This window comes from Chitinophaga rhizophila (genome assembly GCF_019492185.1).
Taxonomy (GTDB): Bacteria; Bacteroidota; Bacteroidia; order Chitinophagales; family Chitinophagaceae; genus Chitinophaga; species Chitinophaga rhizophila.
This window is the reverse complement of sequence record NZ_JAICCF010000001.1, coordinates 1,528,046-1,543,424: the sequence shown is the minus strand read 5'-3', so window position 1 is coordinate 1,543,424 and position 15,379 is coordinate 1,528,046. Positions and strand designations below refer to the sequence as shown.

8 protein-coding genes are annotated in these 15,379 nt (G+C 46.9%); 6 read left to right on the top strand and 2 right to left on the bottom strand.

What is annotated here, in order from left to right:
• Positions 1-128 precede the first annotated feature (128 nt).
• The 6 genes from K1Y79_RS05695 (at position 129) to recB (ending at position 12,525) form a co-directional block, all read left to right on the top strand.
• Positions 129-758, top strand: coding sequence for a (2Fe-2S)-binding protein (locus K1Y79_RS05695; RefSeq protein WP_220249030.1), 630 nt, complete (start codon positions 129-131; stop codon positions 756-758).
• Positions 755-1,744, top strand: a complete 990-nt coding sequence (locus K1Y79_RS05690) for an FAD binding domain-containing protein (RefSeq protein WP_220249029.1) — start codon at positions 755-757, stop codon at positions 1,742-1,744. Before K1Y79_RS05695 ends, K1Y79_RS05690 begins: the two co-directional genes overlap by 4 nt.
• Before the next feature lie 18 nt (positions 1,745-1,762).
• On the top strand, positions 1,763-3,934 hold the full coding sequence (locus K1Y79_RS05685; protein ID WP_220249028.1) for a xanthine dehydrogenase family protein molybdopterin-binding subunit: 2,172 nt from the start codon (positions 1,763-1,765) through the stop codon (positions 3,932-3,934).
• A 102-nt stretch (positions 3,935-4,036) separates the two neighbouring features.
• Entirely contained in the window at positions 4,037-5,842 is a 1,806-nt protein-coding gene (recD, locus tag K1Y79_RS05680) for an exodeoxyribonuclease V subunit alpha (protein ID WP_220249027.1), read from the top strand.
• 16 nt (positions 5,843-5,858) lie between these two features.
• A complete protein-coding gene (gene recC, locus K1Y79_RS05675; RefSeq protein ID WP_220249026.1) occupies positions 5,859-9,050 on the top strand; it encodes an exodeoxyribonuclease V subunit gamma in 3,192 nt (1,063 codons plus the stop codon).
• A 16-nt stretch (positions 9,051-9,066) separates the two neighbouring features.
• Complete coding sequence (gene recB / locus K1Y79_RS05670) at positions 9,067-12,525, top strand: exodeoxyribonuclease V subunit beta (RefSeq protein ID WP_220249025.1); 3,459 nt, start codon at positions 9,067-9,069, stop codon at positions 12,523-12,525.
• On the opposite strand, the gene K1Y79_RS05665 is transcribed toward recB, so the two are convergent.
• Together K1Y79_RS05665 and K1Y79_RS05660 are read right to left on the bottom strand one after the other, a co-directional pair.
• Positions 12,522-13,412: a DUF6999 family protein gene (locus K1Y79_RS05665; RefSeq protein ID WP_220249024.1), complete on the bottom strand. Its 891-nt coding sequence runs from the start codon at positions 13,410-13,412 to the stop codon at positions 12,522-12,524. The genes recB and K1Y79_RS05665 overlap by 4 nt on opposite strands.
• Positions 13,413-13,422: 10 nt before the next feature.
• The gene (locus K1Y79_RS05660; protein WP_220249023.1) at positions 13,423-15,294 is read right to left on the bottom strand and encodes a beta-ketoacyl-ACP synthase III; all 1,872 of its coding nucleotides are present in this window, start codon (positions 15,292-15,294) and stop codon (positions 13,423-13,425) included.
• Between the last annotated feature and the right edge of the window lie 85 nt (positions 15,295-15,379).

The window sequence follows — 15,379 nt, the reverse complement described above, 5'->3', positions numbered from 1 at the left end:
ATAACGCTTTTTATGGTAAATGTACCCTGACTCATGAAGTTGTGGTATATTAACATAAGACTGCAACGTAAGCGAACTAATTGAACGATAAGGAAACAGAAATACTGTCAAACTGATAACGAAGCAATATGAAGGATGACCAACTCATGAACGAAGAGCATTCGGGCACTTCCCGGCGCTCCTTCCTCAAACGAACCTCATTGATGACTGCTATGGCCCTTGCGCCGGAGACTGTGATCAAGGCTGCTGAAAAGGGGCTTGATGAAAAGATAGCAGCTACCATCGAAACCATGCCGCTGAATGTAACCATTAATGGTGTAAAGCAAAGTGTCAGGATAGAACCGCGTGTTACACTGCTGGATCTACTGCGGGAGCGGCTGCAGCTGACAGGTACCAAGAAAGGCTGTGATCATGGCCAGTGTGGTGCGTGTACCGTGCACATTGATGGCGAGCGGGTAAATGCCTGTCTGACGTTGGCAGTGACAACCGAAGGCCGTGATGTAACAACAATAGAAGGACTGGCAAAGGGCGACGAGCTTCATCCTATGCAGGAAGCATTCCTGGAGCATGATGGTTTTCAGTGTGGTTACTGCACGCCGGGACAGATCATGTCTGCAATATGTTGCATCAGGGAAGGACATGCTGATACGCCTGATGAGATCAGGGAATATATGAGCGGTAACATCTGCCGTTGCGGTGCTTATTCCAATATCGTGGATGCCATCATGGACGTAAAACAGGGAGGGAAGAAGGTATGAAACAGTTCAGTTATGTAAGAGTCACTTCCGGTAAGGCTGCTATCAGCGAATTATCCAAAGATAAGACAGCTATGTTCCTTGCAGGTGGTACTAACCTGGTGGATCTGATGAAAAGCGGTGTTACCAATCCTGAGCGGCTGGTGGATATTACCCGTGTGCCATTAGCTACTATTGAAGCAACTAAGACTGGGCTCCGTATCGGCGCACTGGCTAAGAATACTGCTGTTGCAGAACATCCGCTGGTGTTAAAGCACTTCCCTTTGTTGTCGCAGGCATTAAATGCAGGCGCTTCGCCGCAGCTGAGGAATATGGCAACAGTAGGCGGTAATATGATGCAGCGTACACGATGCCATTACTTCTACGATACAGCATTACCCTGCAATAAAAGAAATCCGGGTTCAGGCTGTGGCGCAATAGGCGGTTTTAGCCGTATGCACGCCATATTCGGCGCAAGCGATAAGTGTATTGCAGTACATCCCAGTGATATGTGCGTAGCACTGACTGCACTTGATGCTGTAATAACAGTAACAGGTGCAAAGGGAGAGCGGAAAATATCTTTTGGTGAATTTCACCGGTTGCCGGGTGATACGCCTGAAATAGATAATACTTTGCAACGTGGAGAGCTGATCACAGCGGTAGATATTCCTTTCAATGATGCGTTGCAACAAACACATTATCTCAAAGTACGCGACCGTGCATCTTACGCGTTTGCACTCGTTTCTGCCGGTGTGGCGCTATCACTCAAAGGCAATAACATTGCTGATGTGAGGATAGCAATGGGTGGTGTTGCACACAAACCCTGGCGGTTAAAAGAAGCAGAAGCTTATCTCAAAGGCAAGCCGGCTACAGAAGAGCACTTCAGAGAAGCCGCCCGCCTGACCATGGCACAGGCAAAAGCAGAAGAAGGCAATGCCTATAAATTAACGCTAGCGCCAAATACTATTGTGGAAGCACTGAAACTGGCCGCTGCAAACGGTAATATCTAACTACTTAAAACCCGTAGAATGGGAACAGATAAAAAAAGTGAACCGCTGAACAGGGTAGACGGCAGAGCCAAAGTTACAGGAAAGGCGAAGTACTTCGCAGAGTTTGAAGTGCCTGGTGTGACTTACTGTGTGCTGGTGACCAGTGCAATTACCCGCGGTACCATCAATACGATCAATACAAAAGATGCTGAACGTGCTCCTGGGGTACTGGCAGTATTCACTCACCTGAATATGCCTGTTATTCCGGGCTGGGCTAACCCCGCTAACCCGAATGCGAAGCCGCCTTCCGGTGGAGAGAAATATCAGATACTCGGCAGTAATAAAATACTATTCAATGGTCAGCCAATAGCGCTGGTAATAGCTGATACGCTGGAACGCGCACAATACGCCGCTTCCCTCGTAAAAGCGACTTACAATAAAGCTACTCATCAGACTGACCTCCTGAAAAACACAGAGAAGGCTGCTATGCCAGGCCGCTTTGGTGACTATTCCAGAGGAGACAACAAAGAGGCGCATAAGACTGCGCCGGTAACCCTGGAAGCAGATTATACCGTACCGGTAGAAGTGCATAACCCGATGGAACTCGCCGGCATTCTTGCTATATGGGAAGGGGAAGACAAAGTAACTGTCTATGCAAAAACGCAGGGTGTAAAAGCCACTCAGCGTACACTGGCAGGCGCGTTTAAACTGGAAGAGAAAAATGTAAGCGTACATAGTGAATTTGTAGGTGGCGGTTTCGGTATGGGCTTACGTACCTGGCCCCAGGAAGTAGCTGTAGTAGCTGCCGCCCGTCAGCTGAAAAAGCCTGTTAAACTGGTCATGACGCGAGAGCAGATGTTTAATCTGGTAGGACACCGCCCTTACACCATACAGCGCATCAGTATGGGGGCAAACAAAGATGGGCAGCTGCAGGGTATCTATCATGAAGCGACGGCTGAAACAGCCAGTTACGATGACTTTACGGAAGGTACTGTTGCCATGACACGTTTTATGTATGCATGTCCGAACGTGACTACCAAATATCGCATTGTGCCGCTGGATAGAGGCGTACCCATCTGGATGCGGGGTCCTGGTGAAGCAACCGGCGCATTTGCACTGGAATCCGCTATTGATGAAATGGCACACAAGGTAAATATGGATCCTGTGGAGTTTCGGGTGAAGAACTTTACGCTGACAGACCCTGAGAAGAATAAACCTTTCTCAAGTAATAATCTTAAAAAAGCATATCAGCTGGGTAGTGAAAAGATCGGATGGAGCAAACGCAATGCTACACCCGGCGCTGTGAAAGATGGGGAATGGCTGGTGGGTTATGGTATGAGTACGGGCGTATTCGGGGCACATCGCGGCGAGTCTACCTGCCGTGCGCAGCTCAATGCAGATGGAACACTGGTATTACAAAGCGCCACCAGCGACATTGGTCCGGGAACCAGTACTGCTATGGTACAAATAGCGCATGAAGTAACAGGACTGCCCATCAAACAGATCCGTTTTGAGCTGGGAGATGCAGCTTTGCCGCCGTCTGGCAGTCAGGGAGGATCAGCTACGGTATCATCCGTAGGGTCAGCGGTATATGACGCCTGTATGGCCCTGAAAGGCGTATTGGCGGATGCCGGTCTGACCTTTGAAGACGGTGCCGTAAAACCAGCAGCCGGCAAATCGGCTGGTCTGCCACAGGTGTTAGCTGCCAGCAACAAACAGTTCTTTGAAATTACGAAGTCCTCAAAAGGAGGGCCTGAGCAGCAGAAATATTCCATGTATTCATTCTCTATTCACTTTGCTGAAGTCAGGGTGCATCCTTTAACCGGTGTAGTACGTGTAAAGAGAGTAGTAACAGTAGCAGACTCCGGCAGGATTGTAAGTCCGAAGACTGCTGCCAGTCAGATGATAGGTGGTGTAACCGGTGGTATTGGTATGGCGCTGATGGAAGAAGGTGTAATTGATCACCGGTTCGGACGTATGGTGAATAAGAACCTCGGCGACTATCATGTACCGGTAAGCGCAGACGTGCCGCATATTGAAACGATCTTTATCGATGAACCTGATCCATATAGTAATCCGATGGGGTCCAAGGGTATGGGAGAAATTGCCCTCATAGGATTTTCGGCTGCAGTCGCCAATGCGGTGTATAATGCTACCGGAAAGCGTATCAGGGAATTACCCATCACACCGGATAAAATATTGTCAGCCTGATAGTTTGACAGGAGGCGCTCTTACAGGGCGCCTCTTTTTTGTATGCAACCACATAAAAGTCGTAATTTCACAGATTGCCTCCGTGGGGGAGGCCGACGAGATATGCATACAATCAACGACGTTCATCAGCAATTTGCAGAATACTTTCAGATGCCGGCTTTAAAGCCGTATGCTTACCTGCTTTCGAGGAAACTCAGCGAAGGGCATATCTGCCTGCACCTGGATAAGCCGGTAGACAAAACCACTGATCTGCCTGCATTCTGTGAACACCTGCCTGCAGGCAGCAAATCTTTGCGGCAGATTCCCCTCGTAGCAAAAGATGGACAGGACAGTCAGCCTTTTGTATTATATCAGGAGCGCTTATATCTCCAGCGTTACTTTAGGTATGAGACGACTTTCCTGCAACGTATCTATCAGTTTCTGGATACTGAAAAAGAAGTGCTGGCCGACAGGTTGAAAATGCTGGAGACCAACCGTGCATTTATCAGTAATCTTTTTGCTGCGGGTCCTGCATTTACTGCCGATGGAGGCGACCCGGCTGACTGGCAACTGAGTGCCGCAGTAACAGGTGTGCTGAATAACTTTACTATCATCACCGGCGGTCCCGGTACGGGAAAGACAACCACAGTAGCAAAAATACTGGCCATCCTATACCACCTGGATCCTCAGTTGAAAGTGGCGCTTGCCGCACCTACCGGAAAGGCCGCTGCCCGTATGGCAGAAAGTCTCAGAAATACCGATCTGCCGGTAGACGACGCTATCACTGCACAGTTCCAGCGCCTGGCACCCAGTACCATACACCGCCTGCTCCGTTCAAAGAAAGATAGTCCTTACTTCGTATACAATGCCGACAACCCACTCAACTACGATGTGATCATCATTGATGAATGTTCGATGATTGATGTGGCGCTCTTTGCCAAACTCCTTGCGGCAGTGGGTAAAGGTACCAGGCTGATATTGCTGGGAGATAAAGATCAGCTGGCGTCAGTAGAAGCAGGTAGCTTATTCGGCGATCTCTGTCAGGCACAGGAAGCATTGAATATGTTCACCGCAGAACGGTTGTCACTCATCAATTCTTTTATACCAGATGAGCGCCGGAAGATACCTGCTACACATATAAAGGCGCAGGATACGCATCCGCTGTTCCAGCACCTGGTAGAACTTCGCCGTAGCCACCGTTTCAGTGGAGACAAAGGAATTGGTAAATTCAGTAAGGCCATCATTAACAATGACCAGGCTGCCATTAAAGGCTTCTTACTGCCGGATGCAGATGAACAGGTGATGATTGACCAGATTTATTCCAAAGAACTGTTTGCCAACTTTGTAGCCGGTTATAGCGCCTTTATTGTAGAAAAGGATATCCGTAAGGCATTAGCGCTGCTGAACGACTTGCGGGTGCTATGCGCCATCAGGGATGGTGAGGAAGGATTGTATGCTATTAACAGGAATATAGAAAAGATATTGCATGATAAAAGACTGATCCGTGTAAATGCAGAATTTTACGAGAACAGACCTATTATCCTGACACGCAACTATTATGAACACGGCCTGTTCAACGGTGATACGGGCATCATCCGTACAGATGAACAGGGTATATTGATGGCATGGTTTGAAGACAGTAACGGCGACCTCAAAGCAATATTGCCAGGTTACCTGACAGAAGCAGAAACGGTGTTTGCCATGACCATCCATAAAAGCCAGGGTTCTGAATTTAAAGAAGTAATGGTCATTCTGCCACATGCCAGAGATGTGCCCATCCTGACGCGCGAGTTGCTGTATACAGGTGTAACACGGGCCAAACAGCAGGTATATGTTCAGGCAACAGAAGATGTACTGATGCAGACAGCCGCCCGTTTTGTAGAAAGAGCTTCGGGTATCGCACAGCGCTTTGTGGACGACCGCCCCTGATAATTGAATAACTAGTATGGCACTATATCTGAGAGTGTCCAACTCCCTGGAGAATTTGTCCAGGGGTCTGGCACACACACTTAAAGCCTCCAATAGCCAGGTATTTGAACAACACCTGATCGTTACACAGACGGAAGGTATGAATAACTGGCTTAAACTACAGCTGGCAGCCTACCTGGGTATTGCTGCCAATTGCCGTTTCCTGAAACCGAATGACCTGATCCATCAGATCTATTTCCTGATGGAAGGTCAATATTCAGAGATGCTCTCCGGCAGAAATCTGACCTGGCTGTTATACAAACTGCTGGGCGAAGAAATCTTCCGTGAAACGTATCCCGCTGTGGCCACTTATTATCATACAACAGAACCTGACAGCGACTTGAAAAGAATGGCACTGGCAGAAAAGACGGCCGATCTTTTTGACCAGTACCAGATCTATCGTCCTGAAATGATCAATGTATGGAACGCGCCACCTGAAGATCCATTAGCAAAAGTGGACTGGCAACAATACCTGTGGGTAGAAGCCAAAAAGGTTTCCGGTCACGCTTTACCTGATAAAACCATTGTTGGCCAGCACATCCTGGACATGCTCAAAAATCCTGATCAGCAGGCCATGCTGTCCCAACGGATGCATACCGTACACCTGTTCGGTCTCTCCATTATCACGGCGTATCACGTACAGATATTGCATGAGTTGTCAGCATTTATCGATATCCATTTTCATATCATCAACCCTACTCCTGAACTATTCTGGTTTGAAGATAAGAGTGAAAAACAACAGGCTCGCTGGAGACAGAAAGGCAGACCTGTTCATGAAGATGATGTAGCCGGTAATCCATTACTAATGGGCTGGGGCAGGGTAGTACAGGATACCTTCGGACTCTTCTTTAAATATGACGCATTCATCAATGGATATGAAACTGAAGGACTGGTAGAACCGGAGCCTGATACGTTGCTGAACAAGATTCAAAATGATATCTACCACAATGCTAACAATCAGCGTAATCCGATCTTCCCGGAAGATCTGGAAGATGGTTCTATCACAATCAACAACTGTTATACCGTAGCCAGGGAAGTAGAGGTACTGTACAACTATCTTGTACACCTGGTAGATAAAAAAAGGCAGACATTGTCTCCACGTGATATTGTAGTCATGGTAAGAGACATCGATGTGTATGCACCCTATATCAAAGCAATCTTCAATAATGCCCCGTATAAATTCCGTTATACGATAGCAGATGAAAGTTATGCTGACAGTGATAACCTGTTCAATGCCGTGCATGCCATCCTGCGGTTAAATGAAGATAATTTCAAGGCAGAGGAAGTGTTGCAGTTGCTCGACTCTTCTTATGTGCGTAAACGCTTTGGTATTAACAATGTACCCCTGATCCGTCATGTAGTGGATCAGGCCAATATCCGTTTTGGGATTTATGGTGCGAAAGAAGATGAAACTTTTCTTGTTAGCTGGAAATACGGCATCAGGCGTATCATGTTTGGCATCTGCATGAGTGGAGACCAGGAATATGGTAAGGGAGATGAAAGCTTTTTCCCGCTGGATATACTGGAAGGCAGCGATAGCCTGGAAGTCATCCGTTTCTGCCACTTTGCCGAAGTGCTGATGTCTGCTATAGAAGAACGTAAAAAAGACCGTAGCATCAGCGGATGGGTGGCCTATATTGAAAACCTCCTACACAACATGGTGTATGAGCCGGAAGAGGAAGTAGATGAAGACTATAATACACTGATGCAGCAGTTGTCTGACTACAACCTGCTGAACGAATATATGAGCGACACTGTCGCTTTTGATGTATTCAGCCACAGTTTCCTGCAAACACTGACCGGCACTACGCGAAGTGGCCTCTTCGTGAATGGCGGTATTACTTTCTGTTCCCTGATTCCTATGCGTAGTATTCCTTTCAGGGTTGTTGCTATGCTGGGGCTGGACTATGACAAGTTTCCACGCCGCGAGCAACCTGTAGGATTCAACCTGATGGAGAAGAACAAACAGAAAGGCGATCGTAATGTGAAGGACAATGATAAGCACCTGTTCCTGGAAACGGTATTGTCGGCAAGGCAATATCTGTATATCAGTTACGTAGGTCAAAGCGCTAAAGATAACAGCCGTATGCCGCCTTCCGCACTTGTTGATGAACTGCTGGACTATATAGAATCCGGTTGTGAAGACCCCGAGCATGTGCGGGATAAACTTGTTACCCGGCAACCATTGCAGGGATTCAGTAGAAAATACGGGTTGGGAGATGAGCGGTTATATAGTTACCTGAACAGTGCAGTGGCAGAACGTACTATTACACGTGCTGACAAAGTAGTAGAGCAGGTAACAATGGAGGAGATTGACCTGGATGAACTGGTACGCTTCTTCAAAAACCCTTTTAAGGCTTATTATAATAAAGTATTAGGCATCTACTATAATGATGAACAGGTACTGCTGAATGAAACAGAAATATTCCACCTGGATAGTCTGCAGAAATGGAATCTGAAAAATGAACTGTTGCAGATGGATAGCAACGCCATTGCCAATATGAAGATCCGGTTGGTGAAGACAGGGCGTTTGCCATTAAAGAATATGGCCTATGTAGCGTTGCAGCAGATAGAGGCAGAGGTCAATCCTGTCAGGGAAAAGTTCAGAATGTGTATCAACGGAGCAGAAGAAACTGCTGTGCAGATAAACCTGGATATAGCGGGTACTTTGCTGAAAGGGACGATTCATAGTGTGTTTGATAATAAGCTGGTACAGGTGTCCTGGTCCAAAAGGGAAGATAAGTACCTGATGGAAGCATATATCCGTTATCTTGCCGGGCGGGCGGCAGGCGTATTGACAGGCATGTATTTCATTTCAGGTGCTACTAAAAAAGAAGCATTTGAAGCGATGCCGCTCACGCAGGAGGAAGCATTGAAAAGATTAAAGGCACTGGTCAGGATATTCAAGGAAGGTTTTGACAGCATCACTCCGTTCTATCCTGACTTTGACATAAAACCTGCAGATGTCGCAGAGCTGGATTTTGCTAAATTCAGTAAGAAAGTGGAGAAGGCGCTGGACAAAGGAGACGATATCACCATTGATCCCTACATTTCCCGGGAATATGAAAATGGTTTTTTCAAGGAAGAAACCACACTGGATATGTATAAAGTGATCTGCAGTCATGTATTGCTGCCACTCGCGGAAATAATTCCGGGTTATTACAATTAATACAGCCAAACAACACATGCGCGAACATATCAATTATCAGGATTTTGATGCGGCTACCGTGCCCCTGCAGGATAGTAACCTGATAGAGGCCAGTGCGGGTACCGGAAAAACGTATTCTATTGCCATTCTCGTATTGAGATTGATACTGGAGAACGCGCTTTCTATCAGAGAAATCCTGATGGTAACTTTTACCAAAGCCGCCGTAGCCGAACTGGAAGAACGTATCCGGCTGTTTGTGCGTACAGCCCACAAACTGACTACCGGACAGGAAATAAAAGACGAGAATATTTTCAGGATAGTAGCAGAAGCCGTAGATCGTAACGGACTGGAAGTAGTGCAGCAACAGGTGCGTGACGCAGTATTGTTTCTGGATGAAACAGCAGTACTGACTATCCATAGCTTCTGCCAGAAGACACTCAATGAATTTGCGTTTGAAACAGATCAGCTGTTTGGCGCTGAGATGATCCAGGATACAAAAACACTGATCGCAGAAGAAGTACAGAAATTCTGGCGTAAACACGTTACTACCCTGCAGATACGGCTGTTAGAGAAAATATGGGAACCGGATATGATGGAGCATATCAATGTTGCACTCAATGAACATATGGGTGGCAAACGTTATTATGCATATCAGCCGGGTACGCGCTATGCCATCAGGCAGAAAGAACAGGAAGAGTGGTTAGAACAGCTCGAAACGATTGATGAAAGGAAGGCTGCCGCGGAACAGACATTACTGGACTATGTTTGTGATGGCAAGGAGCGGTTAACAGGCCTATGTGAAGGGAACAGGTACGCGAAAACAGCCTTGCTGCCCTTTGTGAAAGACCCGGAGCAGTTTATAAAAGCCGTAGCTGATAAAAGAAATACCGCCAAGTATATCGCCACGTTACTACCAGATATGCTTGAACTGATGGATCAGGTGGCGGTGATAGATGAAGAGCGTAAAGCTATTGTACAACAGGTAACCAGCAGACTGTATTGCTTTGCTATAGAAGAGATAGCAGCAGGCGTGAAAGGGTTTAAGAAACGGAATAACCTGCTGAGCTATGACGATATGATCACCAACCTGCATAAAGCATTGGTAGATAAAAAGAATCCCAGACTGGAAGAAGTATTAAGAGAGAAGTATAAAGCGGTGTTTGTAGATGAATTTCAGGATACTGACAGGATGCAGTATGAGATCTTCGAGCAGGCATTCGGAGAAAATACCATCCTCTTTTATATCGGAGATCCAAAACAGAGTATTTACGCATGGCGTAAGGCCGACATCTTTACTTACTTCAAAGCCAGGAACACTGTACAGCATGTATATGGGATGAACCACAACTTCCGCTCATCCGAGCCGTTCATTGAAGCAATGAACACGTTCTTTTTGCCGGAAGCAGACTTTGATACCTTTTATTTCAGCGGAGAAGATAGTGCTATCAACTATATCAGGGTGGATAGTCCGGAGCATAATTCTAAGGGCCTGTTGCTCAGGAACGAAACGCCGGATGTCCCTATTTCTATTTTCAATGCGCCTAATAGTACAGAGCTGTCAGAAAGTGTCGCAGCGCAGGTAGCATTGCTTTTAAGAAGCGGAGAATACTTTATTGAAAAAGACGAAGAAAGACGTGCGGTAAAGCCTTCTGATATAGGTATACTGGTACGTACCGGCAGGCAGGGAAGGGAAGTGAAGATGCAGCTGGCAAAACTGGGCGTACCCGCGGTAACCGTGGATGACGCCAAAGTGTTGCAATCGGAAGAGGCGACTTACCTCTTGTACCTGATGGAGGCGATGCTTGCACCTGACAGGTCTTCTATCAACAGGGCATTATTATCTCCTTTTACCGGTTTAAAGCTGGAATCGGTACTGAAGCTGGATGATGAGGTAACACTTGCATTGTTCGGTAATTACAAGAACAGGTGGCAGCAGGATGGTATCTATACGGCCATGATGGATTTCGTCACCGACTTCAATGTAAGAAATGTATTGCTGCATGCGCATACGGAAAGCGGCGAGCGCGTTATCTCTAACCTGTTTCAGCTGACAGAGCTGGTACATCAGATACAGAACCGTAAGAATCTTTCGATGTCCGAGCTGGTATCATGGCTGAAACGCGGTATAGATGGGATGGCAACGGAAGGAGATGAGTATGAGCAACGTATGGAAAGTGACGAAGAAGCGGTGAATATTGTGACTATTCATAAAAGTAAGGGGCTGGAATACAAAATTGTGATGGCCCCGTATCTGGACTTTGTTGAAAATAAATACGTGGAATTTTTCAGCTTCCGGGATCCTGTTACAGGCGATTATGTAGGCGTAGAGAAGAAGCGTATGACAGAAGCACAGCAGACCTCTTTTGCGCGTCAGGCAGAGCAGGAGAACAGAAGGTTGTTGTATGTCGCCATCACCCGTGCAGTGTATAAGTGTTTTATTTTCCGGAACAATTATCACCGTAAATCCACACTGCTCACATTCATAGATGCGTTAAAGGCAGCTGCACCATCACCGGACATCATCCGCTTTGAAGAAGGCGCGCCGGTGGTGCCGGAGCAACAGGCGCAACGTAATATATTGCCGCTTGCGCCGCTGGATAGTAATACGCCGGTGCGTTTTGTGTTAAAGGAGCAGAACTGGCGTAAGATGAGTTATACCATGCTGGCAGCTAAGGCAGCCCATAACCTCAGAACACGACCCTCGCAACAGGAAGATCCATATGAAACATTTATCTTTTACACCCTGAAGCGTGGTGCAAAAACCGGTAATCTGCTGCACTTCCTGTTTGAGAATATTAATTTCTCAGATGACAGCAGATGGGAGAAATGGATTACTGAAACCGTACGCCGCTTTGTGCCGGGCCAGCAGGAACTGTACGGGCCTATGTTACGGCAGTTACTGGAACACGTACTGCAAACTGACTTTACGGTAGACGGCCGAACATTTCCGTTGTCAGCGATCATCTGGCATAAACGTATACCAGAATTTGAATTTGATTTCCCGGTATCCGCTTTCTTCCCGGATATGCTGAACGGCCTGTCTGACGAAGGAACCAGTGTAGTAGTACGCCGTTTTCATGAACATGGCAATCATGAGCTGGAAGGAATCATGAATGGAAAGATGGACTTATTCTTCGAGCATGAGGGCCGGTATTACATACTTGACTGGAAGTCTAACTATCTGGGGGGTACGCCGGAAGAGTATACACCAGCAGCGGTAGCTGTAGCCATGAATGAGAATAACTATCACCTGCAATACCTGATTTATACACTGGCCGCCAAGAAATACCTGGAGAGCCGTCTGCCTGCTTTCGATTATGAAAAGCAGTTTGGGGGTGTAATCTATTGTTTTGTGAGAGGTATGAGAAAAGGGCAGTCTACTGGTATATTTACCACTAAACCACCCTTATCCAAGATCCTGCAGCTGGAGAATAGCCTATCGCCTGATGCGAATAAAAAACAACCTCCACAGCAGCAATTATTTAATATTTACTAAGCTGCCTGCCGCTGTTGCTCCAGTTTGGCCTGTACCAGCAATGCGTGCAGCACTTCTGTGGAAAAACCATGTAGTAACAGGCGGAAAGCTGCACCTGCCATCGGCAGCGGTATCATCGGATGTTTGTTATTCAGTGCCGTCAATTTCTCCGGACAATCCATGATCGTTGCCGCATAAATTCCTATTACTTCATCCAGTTGCAGTGAGTTGGTTGCCCGCCAGAAATCAGCGTCTGTCAGAAAGAACTGATATACCGGTGTGAATATCTCTATTGCTGTTCCCAGATCAATGAAGTTGGTCCACCGGTGACGGAAGTTTTCAAACGGTATAGGCGTAGCAGAAATAGCACTGAAATCGGGAGTCTCCTGTTTGCGGACCTTTACACCTTTTTCATCAATTGCTTTATTGAGATTGATGATGAAGTTATACAGATTCAGATCGTGTTCCAGGAACAGATTGTCCCTCACATCGCCCACCTTCGTTGGCTTGAGTGGATTCATCGGAATGTTTTCCGCACCACGTACATTATCCTTAATGAAGCGTAGTACTTCAGACCCCAGGTAAAAATGCCGTAGTATCAGAAAGTTGGCCTCCGGGGTAATGAAGTATTTCATGCCCCAGTAAAGGCTTTTATGCAGCATTTTCGGCGCATTGATCAGATTTGGTACAAATATCTTGAATATCTGCATCAGCACAATGCTGAGGCGCGCAAATGCTTTTATGACCGGGTAGAGGAACTGCCTGCTCCTGGTAGAAGAGTCATACAGGAATGCCGCTTTTGCATCCGGATTGAATGGAATACTTTTATCAAGGAACAGCGCATGCCAGTGACTCGGATTACGGGAGTCATGCGGCATCTGCTGATAATATTCTTGTGTGTGTAACATATCAGAATCTTTAGAAATTGTCCAGTTCTTCGAGTTGCATACGGTATAGTCTTGCAACTACCTTGGCCGTCTTAACGATCTTCTGCGCCATTTCCTGTGTAAGCAGTTCAGATTGTATGGCTGTCTCGAACCTTTCAAAGTGGTTGTCATTACTATCGCTGCTTTCATGATAGATAAAGAAGGATACCTGATCTGCATTCAGCTGCAGCTGTTGCTGAATGGCCCGTCCCCATTTCCCCGATACCCGGTTGCCCAGTCCTTCGATAATAAACATACCGCCTAACAGGTCAAACGGATCTGGCTGACTAGCCCGTTGGAACATATAGGCACTGAGCGCTTCACTGCCGATGTTCTTTTCGCCGGTGTAAAGGTCTTTTTCATTACCGCCGCAGTTGATATAGTTCTTCTCCAGTATCTGGTAGTCGCGGTGTTCATCTGAAGAGTGGCGGATAAAGGAAGAACGTACATGAAAGTATTGCATGCTGACATTGGAAGCGGCCCTGGCGATCCATTGAGAACCGTCTATCACCTGTTGCCGGAGGTTCAGCAGCAGGCGTTTATATTCTTCCAATGTGAGTTGGCCGTTGAATATTTTCTTTACGATCGGTACCTGCTGAAGGGAGCGTTCAAAGTCAAACCACAAACCGGTCAGTTGCCTTACCAGCCATTCCTGTACTGGTTTCTGTTGCGTTCTGATCTCAGGCGCTTTGATGGTAGCGATATCTTCGGTAACAGTGCCAGTATTGGCAGGAGCTACCACCCGCAGCATCATATAACCGGTAATGAACCTGCCGCTTTCGGGCACCATGCAGAGTATCTGTTGCCCATGCTGTAGTTTGCCGCTGCGCAACAATTCATCCAGCATCACAAAGATAGATGCCGCTCCGACGTTACCAACGGTGTACAGATTAGTGAACCATTTCTCAGCAGGTATATTGACACCACCTTTTTCCAGCAGGTCAGTAATCTGCTTTCTGAAATGATGGGAAGAATAGTGGCATACCAGCCAGTCAATGGCATCCGGTGATATTTTGTTTTCATCTACCAGTTCAAAGAAACGTTGTATGCCCAGTTTCACGATATTGTCTACCAGTTGCATGTCCTGTTTCAGGTTAATAGCGCCGTCTTTGTCGGCCGCACTCATGCTCTCATAATCCAGCCACGTTTTGGTGATGCTGCCGTTAGCCTGTTTATTCGTGCCCGTATACATGCAAAGTTCATACTGGTGCGCATAAGAGCGGAGGTCTATCCATTCTACTTCCAGCGATACGCCGGTACGGGAGGGAGCAGGTTGTAACAGCATAGCACCAGCGCCATCACTCAGCATCCAGCGGAGGAAGTCGATATCTGCAGGCAGTGCAGCATCTTCTCCCACGATGGACTGTCCGGCAAAGCGGGAGGCTTTGAACATCCTGCTGGGTAACTCTGCAGCGCAGGCAACCGCATTACGTGCCTGCCCTGCCTGCACATGCATCCAGGCATTTTGTATAGCCATAATACTGGCGGCACATACGCTCTGATGTGAAGCCAGGGTACAGGTACCAATACCACTTTCTCCCTGTACCATACTGGCAAAGCCCGGTACAGGCAGATCACTTTGCGTAGTAGCAGTACTGAGGAAGTCTATGTCCTGTTTGCCCGCAGCTGCGTAACCAAGGCAGTCATCAATAGCTACTGCCGCCATCTGGTAAGCCTGGTGGGTAGTTTGCTGATGGGTATCGAGTGCATAGTAACGGGATTTGATACCGTTTTTTCTAAGGAAAATATCTTTGGTACGGGAAGGCATGCCGTTAATTCTACCCAGATAATCTTCCATTTTGTCATTGGAAATTGGTGTATTGGGTAGGAATTTTCCGGTAGCCGTAATGAACACTTTATGCATACAACTACTATTTTGGAATACAGGTTAAAGCCTGTGTATTGTCCTGTTCTTACTGATTCAAAGCAGGAATATAGATAAAATCTTA